Origin of the sequence: Treponema bryantii NK4A124 (genome assembly GCF_000421345.1) — a bacterium.
Lineage (GTDB): Bacteria > Spirochaetota > Spirochaetia > Treponematales > Treponemataceae > Treponema_D > Treponema_D bryantii_B.
Genome location: NZ_ATWV01000020.1, coordinates 17,068 through 37,342 on the forward strand (window position 1 = coordinate 17,068; position 20,275 = coordinate 37,342).

The following is a 20,275-nucleotide window of genomic DNA, read 5'->3' on the forward strand; positions in this document are numbered from 1 at the left end:
TTACTGTAAATAGAAACATAGAAAAATTCTGTAAATATAACAAAATATTATATTTAGAACGTTTAGAGTATGTTTTGAAGGATGAAGGCTGTAGTTAAGCCTAAAGACATAAATGGAATAAAGGGAAAAGAGGCTTTTCCAAATCGTTTATTAATTATACAAAGAGCGGCAAGGGCTTCTATTCCAAAGCAAAGGGGAAGAAACTTTGGCAAAAGAAAAAGTCCCTGAAACAATCCGAACCAGACGTCGGCTATGCCAAGCTTTCCTTTTGTGATTATTCGGACGAGAAAGTAAAAGGCTCCTGCCAGTATGCTTGAGAGGATAAAAATCCATATGCTTTGGCGGGCGAAAATCAGCTGACAGACCAGGGCAGAAAAAATAGCTGCCCATTGGATGTAGATGCCTACGGTCATTCTTTTTATATCCTGAATTGAAAGAATGAGGGAAAAAAGAAGAATTAAAGCAAACTGGACAATCAGATAGAGGCTTATCTGCATAAAAATATGATAACACAAAAAATCAAAAATCAGCAAAAAAAAACTGCAGGCGGGAAACCTGCAGTTTTATAACAGAACAGCCAGCTGTTAGCGGTCAAATCCATCCATAGTCTGAATCTTTCCATCCGGCTTAAAAGTAAGCTCGCGGAACTTTACATTGCGCTTCTGGTTGATTCCCTTTGAGCGTTCGCAGTCGTGGTAGAAGAGGTACCACTTGCCGTTGAACTCAAGAATTGAGTGGTGAGTTGTCCATCCAAGAACAGGTGAAAGAATACATCCGCCATATGTGTATGGACCGTAAACGTTCTTGCTGGTTGCATAGCAGAGCAGGTGAGAAGTACCTGTTGAGTATGTGAAGTAGTAAGTATCACCCTTCTTGAAAAGCCATGGATCTTCAAAGTAGCGGCGAACATCGTCACCACCTGTGAGTGGCTGGCCGAATTCATCTACAATTACCAGGTCGCGAAGCTCTTCTGCGAGTTCCTTCATATTATCTTTAAGAAGTGCGATTTTTGGTGTGCAGGCAGGTTCCTTGTCCTTTGGTTCTTTATTGTCTGCGCTCCACTTGTTGTTGCGGTACTGGTCGAGCTGGCCACCCCAGAGTCCACCCATTGTAAGGTAGTATTTACCGTCTGTGTCTTTGAAACAGCATGGGTCAATTGAGTAAGTTCCCTGAATATAGTCATCTTCAGGAGTAAAAGGACCTTCCGGTTTGTCTCCAACTGCAACGCCTACACGGAACATTCCTGTTTTGTCGCGGGCAGGGAAGTAGAAGTAGTATTTTCCGTCTTTTTCTTCGCAGTCAGGAGCCCAGAGCTGTTTGCTTGCCCATTTTACATCCTTGAGTGTGAAAACACAGCCGCAGTCGCGTGGATAAGTTTCTGTGTCCTTCATTTCGTAAACATGATAATCTTTCATATCGTACTGGTCGCCGTTGTCATTGCTTTCAACGTCGATATCTTCGTCGTGTGAAGGATAAATGTAAATCTTTCCATTAAAAACATGTGCAGATGGGTCAGCTGTGTAAAGATCGTTTACAAGTGGCTTTTTTTCGATACTCATATAATCTCCTGTTAGGGCCTGTAATCAGGTCACAAATTTAGGCAACCGGTTGCCTAGTTTATTTCATTATATTGTTAAGCGTTTAACTTTTCAATCGGCAGTATTACCTAAGGGCTAACGGATGGCTCCCGGCGCTTCCAGTTCTGCATTGCGGGCGGCGCACCAGGTGCCTTTTTGCAGGGCGGCGGCCAGCTTCTCGGCGGCTGTACCGGACTGGTCTCGGTTTTTCAGGTATTCATAGATGAAGCCGGCGTTGAAGGAGTCGCCGCAGGCTGTTGTGTTGAGGGCGGTAACTTTTTCGCTTGGACATTCGGAAAATTGTCCTCGATCTGCTGCGTAAGTGGATTCGGTGCCGCGGGTTACTATGATGATATTGTCCAGCTGGCGGCTTTTTTCTGTGATGGCCTTTTGCAGGGGCTGGTCTGCCAGTTCGGGGAAGGTGGCGCGGAACTCTTCTTCATTGATTTTGATTATGTCCGGTACCGAAGCTGCCAGAGTTTTTGTCATATCTTGGCCGATATAATCAGCTAAAAAGATTTTTCCTGCGTCGCGTGTCATTCCGGAAATTGTTGCATAAAGATCATCGCTCCAGATTTTCGGGCGGCTTCCGGCAAGCAGCACGGCATCAACCTGTGGAAGCATATCATTTATAATCTTCAATATTTTGATTTCTGCAGCGGCTACGGCTTTCAACTCATCTGCGCCTTCCAAAAGAGGCTCCCCAACAACAAGCTCTGTTGTAGTACCGGCAGTGCGGTCCAAAAGAGTCCAGCATTCGCGGGTCTGGCCCGGAATTGTTGCATAAAGGATATTAAGCTTGTCGCGTTCAGCAGCCCCTGTAAAGGCAGAAAGATTCTTTTCTCCAAGCGGGCAGACCACAGTCGAACAACCAGGCTCCAGCTGTTCAAGCACACGGGCAGAATTCACCGCCTTTCCCGAAGCATCCAGACGATAATACTTTGAACGGTTTACGCGTTCCAGCTTGAGCGAATCAAAAGTGATTGTGCGCTGCAGTGTTGAACTAAGACAAATACATAAGATTTTCATTATTAAATCTCCTGAGTATGTGGTTTCGATATGGCCTGTGGCCTACTCAACCACCGTGGCAGCTCGTAAATTGAAGACATACGGATTGTCTGGCCCTGCTTTCCACTTTTATTCGCCGCCCTTGCCGCAATCATAGATTTTGCATCTTCAGCAAGTGGCTTTCCGTTAGGACTGCCTATCAAAACTGCCGTGCCTCCAAGGGCTACCCAGCCATCGGTATATTTCTGCATATCATCCAGAAAGAGCGTGCTTTCAACAGAGGCTCCGACCTTCTTCAAAGCTGCCATATAGGCATCCGGGTAAGGTTTTCCATTAAAGCCTGCATCGCGGATATCAGTTACAGCTTCAAATAAATCTGCAATTCCAAGCTTACCTAAAACAGTGTCTGCGTGTTCATGGGGTGCGTTAGTCAAAACTGACATCGGCATATTAATAGAAATTAAAAAATCGCGTAGTCCCGGCTGTGGAGGCAGCTCATCAGCTTCATAAGAAGGATGTACGTGTGCTAAAAATCCTTCAACATCAGTTAAACCTTCTGCTCTAAGCCATTCAAGAGTTGTAGAGTAGTGAACAATTTTTTCTGCCCTCAGTGCAACAGCCTCTTCCATATCACAATGAAAAAAATCTGCAACACATTCCAGCATACGGCGGGTAATTCCCTTGTCCATTGCGGAACTTGCCGGATAAAGGGTGTTGTCCATATCAAAAAGAAGGTGCTCAAAACTCATATGTAAAATTATATCAAAATTTTTAACTAGCGTTAATGCATATCTCGTTGTAAAATAGATTGGAAATGAATTCGTTCCTGTTTAACCATATAAAATTTCAAATTGCCTCAATAACGATTCTTTTGATTCTGGAAATCATCTATTTCCTTCGTCCGAAAATTAAACTGCTTTCTAATCGCATTTTTACAGTTCTTATGATCAGTGCTTTTGGCTATCTGATTTTTGATTTTGCAACAGTTTTTGCCCTGGTTTATTATGATAATCTTCCTCTGTGGTTTGTAACATTTACACATCAGGGCTTTATCATGTTCCTTGATATTGCGCTTTCATCAATCTATCTTTATATCGATATGCTCAATCGGAATCAAAGACGTTATTCAAGATCAGAGTTGTCTTTGATTATTGCATCATATATTGTAGTTATTGCTTCTATTTTGTTTGCGCCTATTTCATACTACATAGAAGAAGATGGAATTTATTCCTACGGCATAATGGTAAATTGTGTTTATGCCGTGCTGATTATTTATTCGGGAATGACCGTATTCCAGACTTTACGCCATATAAAAGATAAAGATCACCGTAAGCAGAAAATCTGTGTTCTTATGACAATGGTCCTCTGGATTGGTTTTGGCGGCATACAGATTCTTGAACCTAGAATTCTGATTTCCAGTGTAGGTATTTCAGCAATCATTCTTTTGATGTTCCTTTCGCTCGAAAATCCTTCTGAATACCTCGACAGTGAAACCCGGGCATTCAACTATTATGCTCTCAAAGCAGTTTTGCAGGAATATCTTAGCCGCAAAAGAAGTTTTGCAATTGTAAGCATGGAGCTGGATGAAGCTTCTATAATTGAAAGTTATGCAAGCAGCAACGTAATTTCTGAGGTTCTTATTGAAATCAGGTCTTTTATTGAAAGAAACTTTAGAACTCCATGCTATCGCATGAATCGAATGACTCTGGCCTTCATAGTAGACAACAAAAAGATTTCAAAGCTTGATATTTATCTTGAGATTCTTGCAGACAGATTTTCTCAAACCTGGGGTTTGAAAGACAGATCTGTCCGTCTTAATGCTCATGCAAATGTTTTGTGCTGCCCTGAAGATTTTCCTTTTGATGGAAATGTTGATGAACTTCTTGATTTTGCTGAGGAGACGGAAACATACGGCCGTTCAATTGGATTCATTCGTCGTATTGATGATAAGGCTCGCGAAAAACGTATTCGTCATCGTCAGATTCTTCATGTGGTTTCAGAAGCTATAAAAGATGATGAGATAGAAATGTTCTATCAGCCGATTTACAGCCTCAAAGAAAAAAAGTTTACAAATGCAGAGGCTCTTGTTCGCTTAAAAGATGAAGAAACAATCGGTTTTATTTCGCCGGAAGAATTTATTCCCCTTTCAGAAAAGAAAGGTATGATTATGCCTTTGAGCGGACTGATTTTTAATCATGTTTTTAACTTTATGGCTGAAAACAATCTGAAGTCTAAGGGTGTTAATCACATTGAAGTAAATCTTTCCGGGCTGCAGTCTGTAGATGCAAATTTGCCAAAACTCATGAAATCTCTTTTAATGAAGCATAATATTTCTCCTGATAGTGTAAACCTTGAGATTACAGAATCTATAGCCGTTACATCTGGTTATATGCTGAAAAAGAATATGGATGAACTTCGTAAGTTCGGCTGTTCTTTCTCTATGGATGATTTTGGTACAGGCTATTCAAACCTTTCTCGAATTGCCAAGGCTGATTTTGAAATGATTAAAATTGACAAGAGTCTTTTGTGGCCATGCTTTAAGGAAGATGGAACTGATAGTACACAGAATGCAAAGATTCTTCTCGAAAATATGATTTCTATGCTCTTGAAAATCGGTCGTAAAATAGTTGTAGAAGGAATTGAAACCAAAGAACAGTTTGATTATCTTGAGAATCTGGGCATTACTTATGCACAGGGCTTCTACTTCAGTAAGCCGATTCCGGAAGAAGACTTCTTAAAGTTTATTGAAGAGAAGAATCTTTAATAAACTGTCATCCCGAACTTGTTTCGGGATCTATTTTATAGATGCTGAATCAAGTTCAGCATGACTTGAATTCTTTGTCGCCAGTCCTGCCATTTTACTAAAGGTCTTTTCAAGATACTGCGCCTCACCTTCAGAAAGGCTGGCGCGGCTGAGAATACTTCGCCAGAAGTTTTCCATATCTTCGCGGCCTGGCATTTTGAAAAATCCGATTTTCTGCATATTGTCTGTGATTGTCTGCACTGTGCGGTCTACGCGTTCCAGAGTAAGAGGAGTGTAGCCGCGGTAAGTCTCTCGCGAGGAAGTCAGATTTTTTCTGAAAAGATGATAGCTCATAATCTGTACAGCGTGACTCAGATTGAGAGAACCGAAATTATCTGAGGAAGGAATTGTTACACCGAGGTTGCACTGGTCCAGCTGCTCGTCTGTAAGGCCTGTGCGTTCATTTCCAAAAATCACCGCAACCTTGCCCCCGATGGTTGAGTGCCCGTCAGGGCGTATCGAAACCACCGGCGCCCCGGTAATATCATCCGCCATATCCGCAAACTCTTCCGGCAGCAGCAGTTTTCCCCGCTTCTTTCCCCTGCGGCGTGTTGTTCCCGCACAAATAGAACAGTCTGCAGTAGCTTCGGTTATAGAATTATAAAAATTGGCTTTGTCAAAAATCGGACCCGCATGAATTGCAAGCACGTGAATATGCTCAATGTCATAATCCGTCTTGTTACCCACAATACGGAGCTCGCTTATATCATTATTAGCCATAGCCCGACAAGCCGCACCAATATTGCGCGACTCATCGGGATGGTCCAGTACAATTACGATGTTGTTAAGATTCATGATAGTGTGTATTTATCCTCTTGTTTATTTATTTTACCTGATACTGTTAATGTCTGTACGGTCTGAGAAAGCTTCTTGCTGATTCCTTTATAGTTCATTGCACGGGCTATTTCTGTAAGTGTAAGAGGTTCTTTTTTGAGCACGTTGAGAATCAGTTCTTCATATTTTTTTGCTTTTTGTTTCTTCGCTGTTGGCTGAGTGAAATAAGAGTGTACAGGAATAATCACAGAAAGATAATCTCTTTCAGGATTCTGTTTAAAAACAGGAAGAGAAGAACCATTACGTTTAAGAGCAGCTATAGCGTTTGGAAAACCTGTGTTTCGGCCTTCGATTAAACGAAGTTCTTTAAGAAAGTCTCCAATACGGCGGTTCCGATAAAACCTTGCACGAATATCATAATTGGCAATATCTTCATCAGTTATGCTTCTGTCAAAGCCAGGAAAACTTGTAATTTCAATTCCCTCTGGCGTAATGCGAACAGTAATAGGTTCATAGATTTGATAAGAACGATGATATACAGCATTAGCAAGTATTTCTTCAATCGCTGTATAAGGGTAATTAAATATACGGATTGCTTTTTCCTGGTTGGCCTCTTTTATAACAACTTCTTTGATAGTGTAGTTTTTCAGATATGCAAGGGCATCTTTTAATTGTCGTTGAATAGGACCTGTAAAAATCTTTTCGGTCATATTTGTACCCGTTGGGTCAGGTATATCAACAACTTCAATTCTTGCATATTTAAAGTATTTTTCCGGATGCTCACTAAACATAAGAATTCCTACATTCAGAGGACTACGGTTCTCCTTTGGACCGGAAATTATCTGTAAATCATCAGCAAGTTCTTCAAGGCTTTTTGAGTCTGAAAAATTGTAAAGGTCACTACCAATTTCTTTCAGGTGCTCTCTCATTAATCCAATATCCAGATCTGATATTTCTGCTGCAAGATTTTCTCTATCATCAAATGGTATAGTCGAAGAAATATAGAAGAGTTCTTTTTCTTCATCACGAGAAGCTATTTCTGTGCTGCTGAATTTGCGGATGTAATAATATTTAAAGCCAGTTTTATTTGTTACATCTTTAGGTGCGCGATAGGGGCGTCCGTAACCTCCTCTTACCCAAATTACAAGAAGATGTTTTTTCTTGCCATCACTTTTATCATTGTAAAGAATAGGTTCTACTACTGGCTCATAAAGAGGTTCAATAGAGTGACAATACTCACGTAGCTTTTTTAAAGTTGGATCAATCTGATTTTTTTGAAGGCCTGTTACAGGAAACTTGGGACTGCCATTATCTTCCTCTACGCCAATGATTATATAACCGCCTCCCAGATTATCTATATCATTTGCAAATGCACAAATGGTTCGAATGATTCTATCAGGATTAAAGTCTTTTTTATATTCAATTCTAGTCGATTCAACAGTATGAGGATTTAATAATTCATCAATACTTACCGGAATTCCCATATTTACCGCCTCGACAAAATTATAACACACTAGACAATATTTTGTCGAGTGCTTGATAAAAAGTTGTCGAGCTGAATGTTTTTTGTCGAGTAACTTGTATAAGTAATAAACGAAGCTGCAAAATAATTAACTATTAATTTACAAATAACACATACGGGTGTGAAATATAATAATAATTATATAAATATGGAGAAGAGAAATGGATCAGAATCTGGTTTGTGCCAATTGTGGTGGAACATTAGCTGTTGATGCTTCCGGGGAATTTGGTACATGTATCTAAGGGATATTGAAAAAGAGGAGCCAGAAGGGATGCTTTCGAAAATTAAAAATTGCAGGGATTTACTTAAGCAAAGAAATCTGATGCTTAAAAAAGGTATGTAAAAAAAAGGTGCTGTTCTAAAGAGCAGCACCTTTTTTTGTGTTATTTCTGTTTTTTCAAAAGACGTAAACTGTTCAAAACTGCAAGAATTGTAACCCCCACATCGCCGAAGACTGCAATCCACATGTTAGAAATTCCGAGTGCGCTCAGCAGCAAAATGGTTCCCTTAATTCCCAATGCGCCGTAGAGGTTTTCGTAAACTATGCGCAGGGTGCGGCGGCTGGTTTTGATACCGTCCACAATCTTGCTTGGCTTGTCTTCCATGATGATGATGTCTGCAGCTTCGATTGCGGCGTCGCTTCCCATACTTCCCATTGCGATTCCGGCGTCGGCGCGGGCAAGAACAGGAGCGTCGTTAATTCCGTCTCCTGCGAAAATAAGGGTACCGCGCTTTTTACCGGCTTTACCATTCTTTCCTGGCTTCTGCAGGTCTGCAAGAAGTTCTTCAACCTTGGCAAGCTTGTCTGCGCTGAGCAGCTGACCGTAAGCCTTTTTGAGACCAAGCTTTGCGGCAACAGTGTGGGCTGCGCGTTCGTTGTCACCTGTAAGCATTACAACATTTTCTACGCCGATTTTGTGAAGGCCTTCAACCGTCTGGGCTGAGTCGTCCTTAATTTCATCGCTGATTACAATGTGGCCGCTGTATTTTCCTTCGCTTGCAACATGAATCACAGTTCCATCCTGATGCTCGCTGCATTCGTTGTAATCAATTCCAAACTGCTCCATAAGCTTTGTGTTTCCGGCCAAAACCTGCTTGCCGTTTACCAAAGCCTTAATTCCCTTACCCGCAATTTCTTCTACATTCTCAAGCTTTACATTGTCGCAGCACTTGTCGTGGTGGGCAGCCTTGAGCGAAGCAGAAATAGGGTGGGTAGAGAACATTTCTGTATGGGTTGCAAGAGCCAGCAATTCTGTTTCGGTGATTGAAGGATCTGTAGCGTGGATGTGTGTTACAACAAAGTTTCCCTTTGTGAGGGTTCCGGTTTTGTCGAAAACGGCGGTCTTTGTACGGCCAAGTGCTTCAAGGTAAACACTTCCCTTAATCAGAATTCCTTGACGGGCTGCTGCTGTAATACCGCCGCAGAAGGAAAGCGGAATTGAAATTACAAGTGCACAAGGGCAGCTTACTACAAGGAACATGAGGGCTCGGTAAACCCAGGTACTCCAGGTTGCCTGCCAGTTCCAGTTGCCGGTCTTAAAGCCTATAATCAGGCTTGGGATGATTGCCAGTGCAAGTGCCGAATAAACAACGATTGGGGTGTATACGCGAGCAAAGCGGGTAACAAACTGTTCGGACTTTGTTTTATTCTCTGTTGCATTTTCAACCAGTTCAAGAATGCGGGAGAGGGCAGAGTCGCCTGCATGGCGTGTAGTGCGGATTTCAAGAACCCCCTGCTTGTTGATTGAGCCTGAAAGAACCTCGCTTCCGACGCTAACGTGGCGTGGAATGCTTTCACCTGTGAGGGCAGATGTATCTACAAAGGAGTCTCCGTCTACAACAACGCCGTCGATTGGAATACGGTCGCCCGGTTTTACAATGATTACAGAATCAGTTTCAACCTCTTCCGGATCCATTTCGCGGGTTTCGGCACCAACCTTTACAGTTGCGTGGTCTGGACGGAGCTTTGCAATTTCTTCGATAGAATCGCGGGATTTATCAACGGCGTAATCCTCAAACTTTTCACCAACCTGATAGAGAATCATAATTGCAACGGCTTCTTCGTATTCTCCAAGAAGAATTGCGCCGATTGCCGCTACAGACATAAGGAAGGATTCGTCCATCAGTTCACCATGGAATAGATTTGAAACGGCACCTATTACAATATCCTTTCCGGTTATCATAAAAGCGATAAAGTAGAGCACAAGGCAGGCAGCTTCGTGAATCAGTTCGATTTTTGCTACATTTGGTAGCCAGGCTTCAAGGGGAAGGTGCTCGACAACAAGGCCCAGTACAAAAAGTACAGCAGCAAAAATCAGCTGTTTTACTGTAAGTTCACCTTCTTCTTCGCCATGCTCGTGGTCGTGATGATGGCCATGTTCATGACCGCAGCCGCAAGAGCAGCCGCCGTGAGAATGTTCGTGGTGATGCTCATGCTCGTGATGGTGGTCATGGTGATGATGCTCATGTTCATGCTCATCGTGGCAATGACACTCTTCGTGTTCATGCTCGTGGCATTCGCAGTGTTCATGTTCATGGTGATGTTGATGTTCGTCTATATCTTTACTCATAAAATTACCTCCTACTTAAGTTCCGAAATGTGCTCCATTCCACACTCTATGATTTCCTGAACATGCTCGTCAGCAAGACTGTAGTAAACAACCTTACCTTCGCGGCGTGTTTTTACCAGGTTTGAATCCCGCAGAATCTTCAGCTGATGTGAAACTGCAGAGACAGTCATTTCCAGCAGTGCAGAAATATCACATACACAAAGTTCGCTTTTATCCAGGGCATACAGAATTTTTACACGGGTTGTATCCCCGAAAATCTTGTAAAAGTCAGCAAGGTCAAAGATCATTTCATCTTTAGGAAAAGTGTCCCTGACCTTTTTGACGATGTCTTCATGAATGATTTCACATTCACAGGTCTCTTCTTTTTTCTGCATAGTTTTTCCTTAGAACATTTGAATAAGCATTCAATTGAATGGCTGTTCAAATAATAACGTCATTTGAATGATTGTGCAAGTGAATTTTTGATTTTTTTGCAAAAGAGGACAAATAATTAAAGATATTTTTCTTCGTATTCAGAAAGAGAAATTGGTTTACTGTAATAGTAGCCCTGAATAATTTCGCAGCCTAAGTCTCTCAGGCGGTCTACCTGATTTTTACTTTCAGCACCCTCTGCCAGACAGACAAAGCCCAGTTCCTTTGCCAGACTTATGATATGACGGATAACAATGATGTCTTCCTTACGTTCTTTTTCGGTTGCAATATTATCAACAAAGCTTTTATCAATTTTAAGCGTATCAATAGGCATACGGGTAAGAAGCGAAAGTGAAGAGTAGCCGGTTCCAAAATCGTCCATTGAAATCTTAAAACCCCGCCCTCGGAGTTCTTCAAGTACGCTAAGCATGTGTTCCGTATTATCATAGGTGGCACTTTCGGTAAGTTCAAAATCAATAAGCTTGTGGTCTACTCCGTAGTGGTCAACAATGCTTACAAGATTATCAATCAGTTTCTCGTCGTCCAGGCGGCTGCGCGAAAGATTTACCGAAACAGGATAAAGAGGCTTTCCTTCGTTTTTCCATTTTGCAAGAGCAGCACAAACCTTTGTTAATACAAGGTCATCAATTTTTCCAATTGATCCGTCTTTTTCAAAAAATGGAATAAAACGATAAGGCGGCAGGAATTCTTTGCCTTTATAGTTCCATCGGATTAAGGCTTCAGCACCCTTTATTTTTTCTTTTGTAATATCAAATTTTGGCTGCAGGTAAACAACAAATTCATCCTGTTCAATTGCAGTTTCCACATATGCTTTTATGTAATTGCCCCAGGAAAGATTGTCGTGCATTTCATCGGTATAAACAATGATTTCGGTTTGTTTCTGCTTTGTTGCAAGGGCCTGAGCCATTTTTGCAAAATCGGCTACACGATTACCGGAAAGCATTGCCCGACGCATAGGAACAAGTCCGCATTTGTAATAGATTTTGTAATGAGGATCTTCTTCGAGGACGGAAAGTTTTTCAAAAAAATCTTTGAGTTTTTGAACAAGCTCTTTTTCCGGCATGTCCCTTAAAAGTATTGCAAAATTATCGTTATGGCAGCGGCCACTGGCAATTATAAAGTCTGATTCCTTTATTGCTTTTACAATATTTTTAAGCACCTTATTGGCAGCAATGTGACCATAGCCTTCATTTATTACACGGAATTCCTTAACATCAAAATGTGCAAAAGCATAATCGTTTATGCTTTTATCTGCAGGAACTTCAAGATAGGCTTCAAGATGATTCCAGTTATAGATGCCGGTTATTGAATCTGTAAATGCAGATTTATAAAGGGTTTCCTTTTCAAATTTTGAAATATCATCATTAATAACATTTACAGCCCGGTCATTATATAATTTCCATTCATATAAAAGTCTGATTTTTTTATAATCGTGAAAAATACTTATAACCTTTACGTCATCTTTTATGCAAAGGTCACTGAAGGGTCTGTGAGCATTATCTTCTTTTGCAACATCTGCAAATAATTGTTTTATAAATGGATAATTAATTTCAACATCATCGTCGATTTCAACTGAGTAGAAAAAGGATGCTTCGAGTGTAATAGATTTCAAATCAGAAGGATATGCTACCCTCGGGTCATCAGGGCGGTATTCGATTCCAAGAACTTCTTTCTGAAGTTCTTCTATAAAAAACAAACCAGGATAATCATAAGTCCCAAAAGCGTTAGAATATTTTTCAATATTTTTCGGTAACAGACCTTTATAAAAGTCCTGAATTTCTTCAGGTGAAAGTTCGCTGTAATAGAGAATACGACTTGGTTTAAATAATTGATTCAGTTTATTAATAAACATGTATTAATGATAACACAAAAAGTTTGTGTAGACTACTTTTTCCCAAGTACAGTAAAATCCTGGGCTTCATTGCAAAATACTATTCCGCTTCCAGCCTCAGAAAAGCAGGGAAGTGTTGTTATGGCAGCAACTATGTCATCTTTTTTTTCTGATGGAACCAGAATCATAAGCATTTCCTTTTCCGGAACAATCTTCATTCCAAAGAAGGCTGCATCTCCTTCTTTGGCAGTTCCACGGGCGCTCATGATTGTACCGCCGCCGGCTCCTGCCTTTCTGGCTGCTTCCATAGCATCTTCTGCATAGCCCTTGTTTACGATTACGTTTATCATCTGATAGTTTTTATCTGACATAGTTTCTTCTCCTTTTGTTTCTTCTGATTTTTCGTTCAGGTGTCCGGCGCGGATAAAGTCCGGAGTATCAAGAGTGAACATTACGCCGAAGTGGGATTTTTTTTCTGATGCTGTAAGAATTGCATCGTATACTGCTTTTTTCAGATTATTTTTTACAATGATGTATACGATATCTTTTGAAGTATCGCCCAGTCCTAATAGTTGAAGAACACCGTTAGAAGCAGTGCCCCGGCCCATGGCAATTGTACCGCCACTGGCACCCACGGATTTTGCGGCATCACAAATCAGTTCGCCGCTGTTATGCGGAACGATTCCAATCAAGAGTTTATAACTCATCTGGCACCTCCTGAACGGTTGTGTCATTATCCGGCTCGACCGGATAATCTATCTGCACTTTTGCAGTTTTCTTTTGTTTCATCTTAAAGATGATTCCCATAATCTGAATTGCCAGCAGAGGCATCATAGCAACAAGTGCAATAACGCCAAAGGAGTCATTTCCGCCTTTACCGCTTGCCGCGGCTCCCAGAGTAAAGGAAAGTACAAAGGTAGAAGTAAGCGGGCCAGAAGCAACACCGCCAGAGTCAAAGGCAATGCCCGAAAAGAGAGAAGGGCAGAAAATCATGAGCAGCATTGCAATAACGTAGCCCGGAATCAGAATGTATCTGAGATTAAAGCCGGTAACAGCCCGCCACATTGAAAGTCCGATTGCAATTGCAGTTCCCACCGAAAGAAAAAGGAGCAGGGCCTTGCGTTTGATTGTACCGCCGCTTACATGCTCTACCTGTTCGCTGAGAACCCATACGGCAGGCTCTGCACAGACAATAATTGCCCCAAGAGCCAGCCCCGTGCCAATCAAAAGTGCATACCAGATGCCGCCCCGGTTTACAGCAAGCTCACCAAGCTTTTGCCCCAGAGCTGCTCCAGCCTGAGAAAAGCCGCCGTTTACTCCAATCAGAAATACCGTAAGGCCAATAAATGCATAAACAAAACCGATTATGATTCTGATAACCTGACGCTTTGTCATTTTTAGAAGCAGCAGCTGAAAGATGATGAAAAGACCGAAAAGTGGAGCAATGGAAATCATGGCCTCCCTGAAAACGTGACCGGCTACATTACCAAATGGTGAGAAAACCTGAGATAAAAATCCGCCTGTAATTAAAGAGCCTGCCTCTGCCGCCATTTCGCCAGCTTCACCCAGTTCTTTCATGGCTCCAGCTGAGGATGAAAATGCGCCGCCGCTTTTCAAAACAATTGCATAAATCAGAGCTGCCATTACAGGGCCAACCGAACATACTCCTGTAAGGCCAAAGCTGTTGTCGTTATCATCACGAACGGAAGAAACTCCCAGACCCAGTGCCATAATAAAAGGAACCGTCATAGGTCCTGTAGTTGCACCACCCGAATCAAAAGCAATTCCAATAAAGCTGTCTGGTGTAAAAAAGCTGACTGCAAAAAGCAGGGCATAAGCAATAAAAAAAGTCCATTTTATTGAAAGGTTCAGCACAGTGCGCAGAAGTCCCAGCATAATGAAAAGTCCCACGCCGCCGGCAATTACAAAGGTAATGCTGATTTTTTTTACAAAAGGAAAAAGGCTGCGCACCTGGTCTCCAAAAACCTGAATGTCCGGTTCAGCAGCAGTAACAATAAAACCGATTATAAAGGCCACTCCAAGCAGCAAGACCAAAGAGCGCTTTTTCGTAAGCTCGGCTCCGCAGCGTTCACCCATAGGCTGAATACCCAGATCAACTCCAAGTAAAAAAATTGTGAGTCCGATAATAAGCAAAAGCCCGCCGGCGACAAAGCGTGCGAGCATGATTTTTTCGAGGGGAACAAAAGTAAAACCCAGAAACAGCACAATTGCCATTACCGGCAATACGGAAACGGCCGTCTCCTTTAATTTATTCAGAATGTTCAATTAGCAAAGCCCCCTGTTGTCCTGTTACCATGTCATTCTGTTATGCATCAGCAAAGGTTTTTCCGTCATCAAGAGTAACCTGAAGTTTGGTGTATTCACAGTGGAAGTCATTCTTAAGACGGTCCAGGTAACGCTTGCTTTCCCATTTGCACATAGGAAGGTCGTGGAGAAGATAGTTACCGCAGGCTTCCGGACGGGTTGCCGGAACTTCGTTCTGAGTAAGAATCCATTCAAGACAGCGGATTGTAAGCTGGCGCATATCTTCTACAGAATATTTACCAAGCATGATGATGTACATACCGGTAAGACAGCCCATAGGTCCAACGTATACAACATCATCCTTTACTTCAGAATTACGGAACCAGGTAGCCATAAGATGTTCCATACTGTGAATGGCCCCAGGCCCCATAGCAGGCTCTTTGTTTGGCTCGGTAATGCGAAGGTCGTAAGTTGTAAAGCCTTTGTCTTCGCGTGAAATATAAATACCGGGTTTTAAGTGTGTATGATCGATTGTAAAACTCTGAACTACTTCCATATTAAATCTCCTGTCGTCATTGATTTGTGACAATGTGTCATTGTCGGGCTTGACCCGACAATCTATATCTCCTTTATTACTTCCAGTAAAAAGTTACTGCTCAGCTTAGCGGCAGTTTCTTCAGAATAGGTTTCTTTTACAGTATCATCAGCCGCATCAGACATACAGCGGATAATCACAAAAGGAACCTTGTTTGCATAACAGGTATGAGCGATTGCACAGCCTTCCATTTCTACGCACTGAGGCTGAAAGTTGTTGATGATAAAAGCTTTTTTTTCACCGCCGGAAATAAACTGGTCTCCTGAAGCTATACGGCCTTTTACAATTTTCAAATCATGGAAATCAGTTTTTTCAAAAGCAGACATAGCGGCTGCTACTAAATCAGAATCTGCGGGGAAGGCTTCCGGCATACCAGGAACCTGACCAGGCTTGTAGCCAAAGAAGGTAGTATCAAAATCATGATAAACAGCTTCTGTTGAAACAACAAAATCATAAATCTTAAGCCCCTGACCAACAGCACCTGCAATACCAGTATTTATGATTTTAGAAACATTAAAATTCAGGATAAGCAGTTGAGTACAAAGAGCAGCATTTACTTTGCCAATGCCGCATTTTACAATTACTACTTCCTTATCAAACAGTTTGCCTTTGTAAAAAGTCAGATTATTAAGATTGATTTTTTCTTTAGCAGACATGTGAGAGAAGAGAACTTCAACTTCACTGTCCATTGCACCAATAATACCAATCATTTTTTCAAAGCCTCCTTCTGGGCTTCCTTGTAGCGTTTTGAATAATGACCAAGAACTTCGGTAGAAAGCTTTTCTGAAAGATTGAATTTTTCAATTACAAAATTTGCACAGGCTTTGTAAATCATAAAGCCAAGGAAAAGGCCGCCAATAAAACTTACAATGGTACTGAACTGGAAAACAGTGCGGGCAAGTCCTTCTGGCAGCTGGAAAACTTTGAAAATCAGGAAAGAGAAAAGTACAAAAAGCAGAAGAATAACTGCAAGAGTTTCTACAATTTCAAAAATACTGCCAAAAAAGAGGAAGAGCCTTGAGTTGCGTTTTTTTGCGCGGAGGGCGAGCTCCTTTTTCTGGCGTTCAAGTCTCTCCTGTTTTTCTTCTTCTGTCATATCCATTTTATGCCTCCTGAGAATTCTGTGAATCCTGTGTTTTTTCTGATTTTGACTCTTTAACCGATGTAATGATGAAGGAAAGAACCAGCAGAATACCACAAACAACAACAGCAGAGTCTGCTACGTTGAAGGTAGGCCAGCGTTCCATTCCAAAAAGTCCGTAAAATTTTACGTCAATAAAATCAACTACACCTTCGGCGCGGAAAAAGCGGTCTATAAGGTTTCCAAGTCCGCCGCCAACAATTCCCATAATTGCCCAGCGCTGAAGCTTAGTCCAGGTATTGTTTCTGAAGTAGATTGCAACAACAATGCCGATTACGATAAGGGGAATCAGGGAGAAGAGGAAACGGCGGGCAGTTTCGGTCCAGGTGGCACCAACACTGAAGGCTACACCAGTATTTCGAACGTGAATGATTCTAAGAAAATCTCCGAAAAACTGAATTCCGATAGTATTACGTGAAATATTGCTTACAATTAATATTTTTGTAACCTGATCAAGGATAACTACAAGGATGGCCAGAGAAATAGGCCAGAGTTTTGCTTTTAATTCTTTATTCATATATAGAATATACTTATAAATTCGTAGGTAGGTCAATAAAGATAGTAGAAAGACCCAGTTCCTTTTCCACTTTTTCCTTGAGGAGGGAAACGCCCATAGTCTCTGTGCCGTAGTGGCCGCCGGAAATTACGTTGATTCCACATTCTTCTGCAAGGTGATACTGTTCGTGGGCAAATTCGCCGGTAATGTAGCAGTCGAGGCCGAGTTCAATAGCCTGGTCTACGTCGTCGCTGGCGCCGCCGGAAATAATTCCTACAGTAGTGATTTGAGCTTTTCCGAAGGCCAGGGCCCGCGGTGAGGTTTTTGTGATTTTTGAAAGGCGTGTGGCCAGGGCTTCTGCTGTAACAGGGGCAGGCAGTGAGCCGCAGGCTCCAATAGGCATTCCGCGCCAGTAACCAAAAGGCTGCACCTTTTGTAGACCGAGGGCGGCGGCCAGCCCGAAATTATTTCCATAAGGATTGTTTGCGTCGAGTGGAATGTGGTAGGCAATAAGGGCAAGATCATTTTTTATAAAGCTGGCTGCCCGCGTGTAAAAATTGCCGGTAAGTGTCTGGCAGTGGCCCCAGAAAAGTCCGTGGTGTACAACCAGAACCTGAGCGCCCGCTTCGGCAGCAGCGCGCGCAGTTGCCTCGCAGGCGTCTACTGCAAAGGCCACCTTAGTTACCTGCAGCGAATCCGGCGCGCTGTTCTGAATCTGAATGCCGTTAAGTGAAGGGTCACCGGCAAAATCTTCTTTCTTAAGAAATGCATTAAAAAATGCGTCCAGCTCATTTAAGGTCATTCAGTACCTCCACAGTTTTTGCAGCCAGCAGCTTAGGCGTTTTTAGTGTCTTGTCGCGGCTAAAGCCCAGAGCCATAGCCAGCAGCGGGTCTGTCTGTTCAATACAGCCGTAGCCCGAAGTTTTATATTCTTCAATATCAGAAAGCTTAAGTACGCCTGCAATAAGATCCGGATTTTTCTTAGCAAAATCATCAGCCGCAATATCAGCCATAAAATCAGTAATTAAAAGGATTTTTTTGTCAGCCCCGTAGCGTTCGCGCAGCAGGGGAATTAAAACTTCGTATTCCTGAGAAACGTTGTAAGAATAATATTCGCGCTGGGCTTCAAACTTCTGGCGGTTAATTGAACTCTGAATCACCATAACAAGGCGGCGCAAAATCTTTTTATCTGCAAAAGAATGGAGCCAGCGGCCATCATCAGCAAAAAAATCGGCAGAAGAAATCTGTAGGCCTCTCAAAGCCAGCTGCTCAAGATATGGAAGGTAATTTACAGTGTCACCGCGTTTGTCTGGGGTAAAAAGAATGATGATGTTCTGTGCATCAGATGAATTGCTGTTATTATCAGCAGCTGAAGTATCTGGCCCAAACTCCCAGAGAGTAAGTGATTTTGAATCAAAAGGACCTGCCTTTTCAAAGCCGCTTCTAAAGCTTCCTTTATAGAAGCTTTGAGTTTTTGAAATTTTAAGAGTGCGGGCATTGCTTTCTACCGGGGCAAAATAAATGGTAGCTGTCAGAGCCACAGCAGAAATTATGATTGTAAAAACAGCCCAGACCTTCATAAGGGCGCTGTAGTGGTCAACGTAGAGCCTCTCAATATAGCGGAAAATTGCATGGAAGTTGGAAAGCAGTACAAAGAGGGCAATTAAAAGTCCCAGGGTAGTAAAAGCATCAATTCCCCAGGCCAGAATCTGAAAAATTGCCACAATAAAGGTGAACGGTGCCAGCACAACCAGCGGATCCCGCCTCACATGATGCACAAAAAACACGCGCAGATTCGTAATAAAAAGCAGTACAAAAACCAAAAGTTCACCGTAAAATTTCATGCCCTAAATTATAATTGCGTAAGGCATTATTCGCAAGACTTGACTACAAATCTTTTTCTATTTTAATATCAGAAAAGAAGCCTTGAGGCCGAATAAAAAAGTTTATGGGAGTTGCCTTATGAACAAAAAACTTATTAAAACTATCGTTGTAAGCCTTGTAGTTTTTCTCCTGGCTCTGATTCTCTGTCTTAATTCATGCTCAATCATTTCTCCAAACGAGCGCGGTGTAAAAGTTACACTGGGACAGGTTGAAGGTGATGTAATTCAGCCTGGTATGAAGATGCATGCTCCATTTATTACCAGAATCAGAAAGTTCCGTCTTGAGCCAAAAACTTACGAAGTATCTTTCTCTTGTGGAAGCGATGGTGCCATTACAAAGGATATGCAGACAGTAGGAAGTACTGTTGCCGTTCGCTATGTTTACGATGAAAACCGTATTATGGATATTGTTACCCGTTATCTCAATGATGCAGTAATTCAGAGTGCTATGCGCGATAACGTAAAGGCTTCTCTTAAGGAAACTGTAGGTCAGTATTCAATTTATGACCTGGTTGAAAAGCAGAATGAGGTAACAGGTAAGGTTGCAGAAGCAATGCTTACCCGTATGGCCGATTATCCAATTGATATTTCTCAGACAACAATTACCAACTGGGACTGGTCTGATGATTTTGACAAGCAGATTAAAGAAACCGCCAACCGTGCTCAGGAAGTAAAAAAAGCCGAGCAGGATCTTAAGCTTGCAGAACAGAATGCCCAGAAGCAGGTAAAGGAAGCAGAGGCTAAAAAAGCTGCAATCGAGCAGGAAGCCGAAGCTGCCCTCATCAAGGCTCAGAAAGAAGCAGAGGCAAAGAAAGTAGAAGCCGATGCTCTTGCTTACTACAACGCCAAGGTAGCTCAGAACTATCAGGTAGAAATTAAGCTTAAGGAACTCGAAATTGAACTTGAGCGTGCAAAAAAATGGGATGGCCGCCAGGTTCCGGTTTATGTTCCAATTACTGCGGCAGGAACTATTGTAGATTTACCGGCTGCAAAACAGTAAAACTCTATTTGGGGGGCGTTACGGGGGCTAAGCCTCCGTTGGGTGGGGTAGCGAGCAACGTAGTGAACTGACCCCAGAAAGTTAGACACTTTTTGGAGGTTAGGAAATGGGATTTACGCTTCAACATCCGATTGACTTGAGAGTAAAGGTTTTGGCAGAATACAAGGCAGGAGTTGTCGGTTACAAAACACTTGCAGTCAAATATGGGCTGCCGCGAGATACCGTAAGGTATTGGGTTTTGCAACAAAGAGACGGCAGAGGATTGCCTGTGGATACCAAAAACGAAAAAACTATCATTGATGAACAGAAGGATATTGAATACTACAAAACAGAAGCAGAATACTGGAAAGCCTACGCAAAGAAACTTGAAGCAATAAG

Annotated in this window: 20 protein-coding genes; 3 read left to right on the plus strand and 17 right to left on the minus strand. The window is 42.1% G+C overall.

The genetic code is table 11. The annotated features are described in order from the left end of the window. Nucleotides 1-62 precede the first annotated feature (62 nt). From G626_RS0114210 to G626_RS16895, 4 genes are all read right to left on the minus strand, one after another. The gene (locus G626_RS0114210) at nucleotides 63-497 is read right to left on the minus strand and encodes a hypothetical protein (protein ID WP_156003371.1); all 435 of its coding nucleotides are present in this window, start codon (nucleotides 495-497) and stop codon (nucleotides 63-65) included. Nucleotides 498-584: 87 nt separating this feature from the next. After that, complete coding sequence (locus G626_RS0114215) at nucleotides 585-1,559, minus strand: glycoside hydrolase family 43 protein (protein ID WP_022933453.1); 975 nt, start codon at nucleotides 1,557-1,559, stop codon at nucleotides 585-587. A 114-nt stretch (nucleotides 1,560-1,673) separates the two neighbouring features. Beyond that, entirely contained in the window at nucleotides 1,674-2,606 is a 933-nt protein-coding gene (locus G626_RS0114220) for a 1-phosphofructokinase family hexose kinase (protein WP_022933454.1), read from the minus strand. Between the two features lie 2 nt (nucleotides 2,607-2,608). Further along, nucleotides 2,609-3,334, minus strand: a complete 726-nt coding sequence (locus G626_RS16895; RefSeq protein ID WP_022933455.1) for an HAD-IA family hydrolase — start codon at nucleotides 3,332-3,334, stop codon at nucleotides 2,609-2,611. 65 nt (nucleotides 3,335-3,399) lie between these two features. Between G626_RS16895 and G626_RS0114230 the strand changes: the two genes are divergently transcribed. Further along, the gene (locus G626_RS0114230; protein WP_022933456.1) at nucleotides 3,400-5,349 is read left to right on the plus strand and encodes an EAL domain-containing protein; all 1,950 of its coding nucleotides are present in this window, start codon (nucleotides 3,400-3,402) and stop codon (nucleotides 5,347-5,349) included. 30 nt (nucleotides 5,350-5,379) lie between these two features. Here the strand turns inward: G626_RS0114230 and G626_RS0114235 are convergent, their stop codons facing one another. From G626_RS0114235 to G626_RS0114300, 13 genes are all read right to left on the minus strand, one after another. Next, nucleotides 5,380-6,183, minus strand: a complete 804-nt coding sequence (locus G626_RS0114235) for an RNA methyltransferase (RefSeq protein ID WP_022933457.1) — start codon at nucleotides 6,181-6,183, stop codon at nucleotides 5,380-5,382. After that, nucleotides 6,180-7,646, minus strand: a complete 1,467-nt coding sequence (locus tag G626_RS16900) for an RNA-binding domain-containing protein (RefSeq protein ID WP_022933458.1) — start codon at nucleotides 7,644-7,646, stop codon at nucleotides 6,180-6,182. Before G626_RS16900 ends, G626_RS0114235 begins: the two co-directional genes overlap by 4 nt. 421 nt (nucleotides 7,647-8,067) lie before the next feature. Continuing rightward, the gene (locus G626_RS16905; RefSeq protein ID WP_022933460.1) at nucleotides 8,068-10,254 is read right to left on the minus strand and encodes a heavy metal translocating P-type ATPase; all 2,187 of its coding nucleotides are present in this window, start codon (nucleotides 10,252-10,254) and stop codon (nucleotides 8,068-8,070) included. A gap of 11 nt (nucleotides 10,255-10,265) precedes the next feature. Then, the gene (locus G626_RS0114255; protein ID WP_022933461.1) at nucleotides 10,266-10,628 is read right to left on the minus strand and encodes an ArsR/SmtB family transcription factor; all 363 of its coding nucleotides are present in this window, start codon (nucleotides 10,626-10,628) and stop codon (nucleotides 10,266-10,268) included. A 116-nt stretch (nucleotides 10,629-10,744) separates the two neighbouring features. Further along, nucleotides 10,745-12,538 (minus strand): putative bifunctional diguanylate cyclase/phosphodiesterase, encoded by a 1,794-nt coding sequence (locus tag G626_RS16910; RefSeq protein WP_022933462.1) that lies wholly within the window; start codon nucleotides 12,536-12,538, stop codon nucleotides 10,745-10,747. Between the two features lie 32 nt (nucleotides 12,539-12,570). Continuing rightward, on the minus strand, nucleotides 12,571-13,224 hold the full coding sequence (locus G626_RS0114265) for a P-II family nitrogen regulator (protein ID WP_022933463.1): 654 nt from the start codon (nucleotides 13,222-13,224) through the stop codon (nucleotides 12,571-12,573). After that, complete coding sequence (locus G626_RS0114270; protein WP_231365127.1) at nucleotides 13,214-14,752, minus strand: DUF1538 domain-containing protein; 1,539 nt, start codon at nucleotides 14,750-14,752, stop codon at nucleotides 13,214-13,216. Before G626_RS0114270 ends, G626_RS0114265 begins: the two co-directional genes overlap by 11 nt. A 91-nt stretch (nucleotides 14,753-14,843) precedes the next feature. Next, nucleotides 14,844-15,338, minus strand: coding sequence for an S-ribosylhomocysteine lyase (locus G626_RS0114275; protein ID WP_022933465.1), 495 nt, complete (start codon nucleotides 15,336-15,338; stop codon nucleotides 14,844-14,846). Between the two features lie 62 nt (nucleotides 15,339-15,400). Continuing rightward, entirely contained in the window at nucleotides 15,401-16,087 is a 687-nt protein-coding gene (locus G626_RS0114280; RefSeq protein WP_022933466.1) for a 5'-methylthioadenosine/adenosylhomocysteine nucleosidase, read from the minus strand. After that, complete coding sequence (locus tag G626_RS0114285) at nucleotides 16,084-16,479, minus strand: hypothetical protein (protein ID WP_022933467.1); 396 nt, start codon at nucleotides 16,477-16,479, stop codon at nucleotides 16,084-16,086. The genes G626_RS0114280 and G626_RS0114285 overlap by 4 nt, the downstream gene beginning before the upstream one ends. Before the next feature lies 1 nt (nucleotide 16,480). Then, nucleotides 16,481-17,035, minus strand: a complete 555-nt coding sequence (lspA, locus tag G626_RS0114290) for a signal peptidase II (RefSeq protein ID WP_022933468.1) — start codon at nucleotides 17,033-17,035, stop codon at nucleotides 16,481-16,483. Nucleotides 17,036-17,048: 13 nt separating this feature from the next. Further along, on the minus strand, nucleotides 17,049-17,816 hold the full coding sequence (locus G626_RS0114295) for a Nif3-like dinuclear metal center hexameric protein (protein ID WP_022933469.1): 768 nt from the start codon (nucleotides 17,814-17,816) through the stop codon (nucleotides 17,049-17,051). Beyond that, entirely contained in the window at nucleotides 17,803-18,858 is a 1,056-nt protein-coding gene (locus tag G626_RS0114300; RefSeq protein ID WP_022933470.1) for a hypothetical protein, read from the minus strand. Before G626_RS0114300 ends, G626_RS0114295 begins: the two co-directional genes overlap by 14 nt. A gap of 118 nt (nucleotides 18,859-18,976) precedes the next feature. Between G626_RS0114300 and G626_RS0114305 the strand changes: the two genes are divergently transcribed. Further along, the gene (locus G626_RS0114305; RefSeq protein ID WP_022933471.1) at nucleotides 18,977-19,897 is read left to right on the plus strand and encodes a prohibitin family protein; all 921 of its coding nucleotides are present in this window, start codon (nucleotides 18,977-18,979) and stop codon (nucleotides 19,895-19,897) included. Nucleotides 19,898-20,003: 106 nt separating this feature from the next. Beyond that, on the plus strand, nucleotides 20,004-20,275 hold a 272-nt coding region (locus G626_RS0114310), incomplete at its 3' end, for a hypothetical protein (protein ID WP_022933472.1).

Bases quoted from the DNA above. Each gene is read 5' to 3' on its own strand.
- G626_RS0114210 (WP_156003371.1), bottom strand. From the start codon at position 497: ATGCAGATAAGCCTCTATCTGATTGTCCAGTTTGCTTTAATTCTTCTT.
- G626_RS0114215 (WP_022933453.1), bottom strand. From the start codon at position 1,559: ATGAGTATCGAAAAAAAGCCACTTGTAAACGATCTTTACACAGCTGAC.
- G626_RS0114220 (WP_022933454.1), bottom strand. From the start codon at position 2,606: ATGAAAATCTTATGTATTTGTCTTAGTTCAACACTGCAGCGCACAATC.
- G626_RS16895 (WP_022933455.1), bottom strand. From the start codon at position 3,334: ATGAGTTTTGAGCACCTTCTTTTTGATATGGACAACACCCTTTATCCG.
- G626_RS0114230 (WP_022933456.1), top strand. From the start codon at position 3,400: ATGAATTCGTTCCTGTTTAACCATATAAAATTTCAAATTGCCTCAATA.
- G626_RS0114235 (WP_022933457.1), bottom strand. From the start codon at position 6,183: ATGAATCTTAACAACATCGTAATTGTACTGGACCATCCCGATGAGTCG.
- G626_RS16900 (WP_022933458.1), bottom strand. From the start codon at position 7,646: ATGGGAATTCCGGTAAGTATTGATGAATTATTAAATCCTCATACTGTT.
- G626_RS16905 (WP_022933460.1), bottom strand. From the start codon at position 10,254: ATGAGTAAAGATATAGACGAACATCAACATCACCATGAACATGAACAC.
- G626_RS0114255 (WP_022933461.1), bottom strand. From the start codon at position 10,628: ATGCAGAAAAAAGAAGAGACCTGTGAATGTGAAATCATTCATGAAGAC.
- G626_RS16910 (WP_022933462.1), bottom strand. From the start codon at position 12,538: ATGTTTATTAATAAACTGAATCAATTATTTAAACCAAGTCGTATTCTC.
- G626_RS0114265 (WP_022933463.1), bottom strand. From the start codon at position 13,224: ATGAGTTATAAACTCTTGATTGGAATCGTTCCGCATAACAGCGGCGAA.
- G626_RS0114270 (WP_231365127.1), bottom strand. From the start codon at position 14,752: ATGGCAATTGTGCTGTTTCTGGGTTTTACTTTTGTTCCCCTCGAAAAA.
- G626_RS0114275 (WP_022933465.1), bottom strand. From the start codon at position 15,338: ATGGAAGTAGTTCAGAGTTTTACAATCGATCATACACACTTAAAACCC.
- G626_RS0114280 (WP_022933466.1), bottom strand. From the start codon at position 16,087: ATGATTGGTATTATTGGTGCAATGGACAGTGAAGTTGAAGTTCTCTTC.
- G626_RS0114285 (WP_022933467.1), bottom strand. From the start codon at position 16,479: ATGGATATGACAGAAGAAGAAAAACAGGAGAGACTTGAACGCCAGAAA.
- lspA (WP_022933468.1), bottom strand. From the start codon at position 17,035: ATGAATAAAGAATTAAAAGCAAAACTCTGGCCTATTTCTCTGGCCATC.
- G626_RS0114295 (WP_022933469.1), bottom strand. From the start codon at position 17,816: ATGACCTTAAATGAGCTGGACGCATTTTTTAATGCATTTCTTAAGAAA.
- G626_RS0114300 (WP_022933470.1), bottom strand. From the start codon at position 18,858: ATGAAATTTTACGGTGAACTTTTGGTTTTTGTACTGCTTTTTATTACG.
- G626_RS0114305 (WP_022933471.1), top strand. From the start codon at position 18,977: ATGAACAAAAAACTTATTAAAACTATCGTTGTAAGCCTTGTAGTTTTT.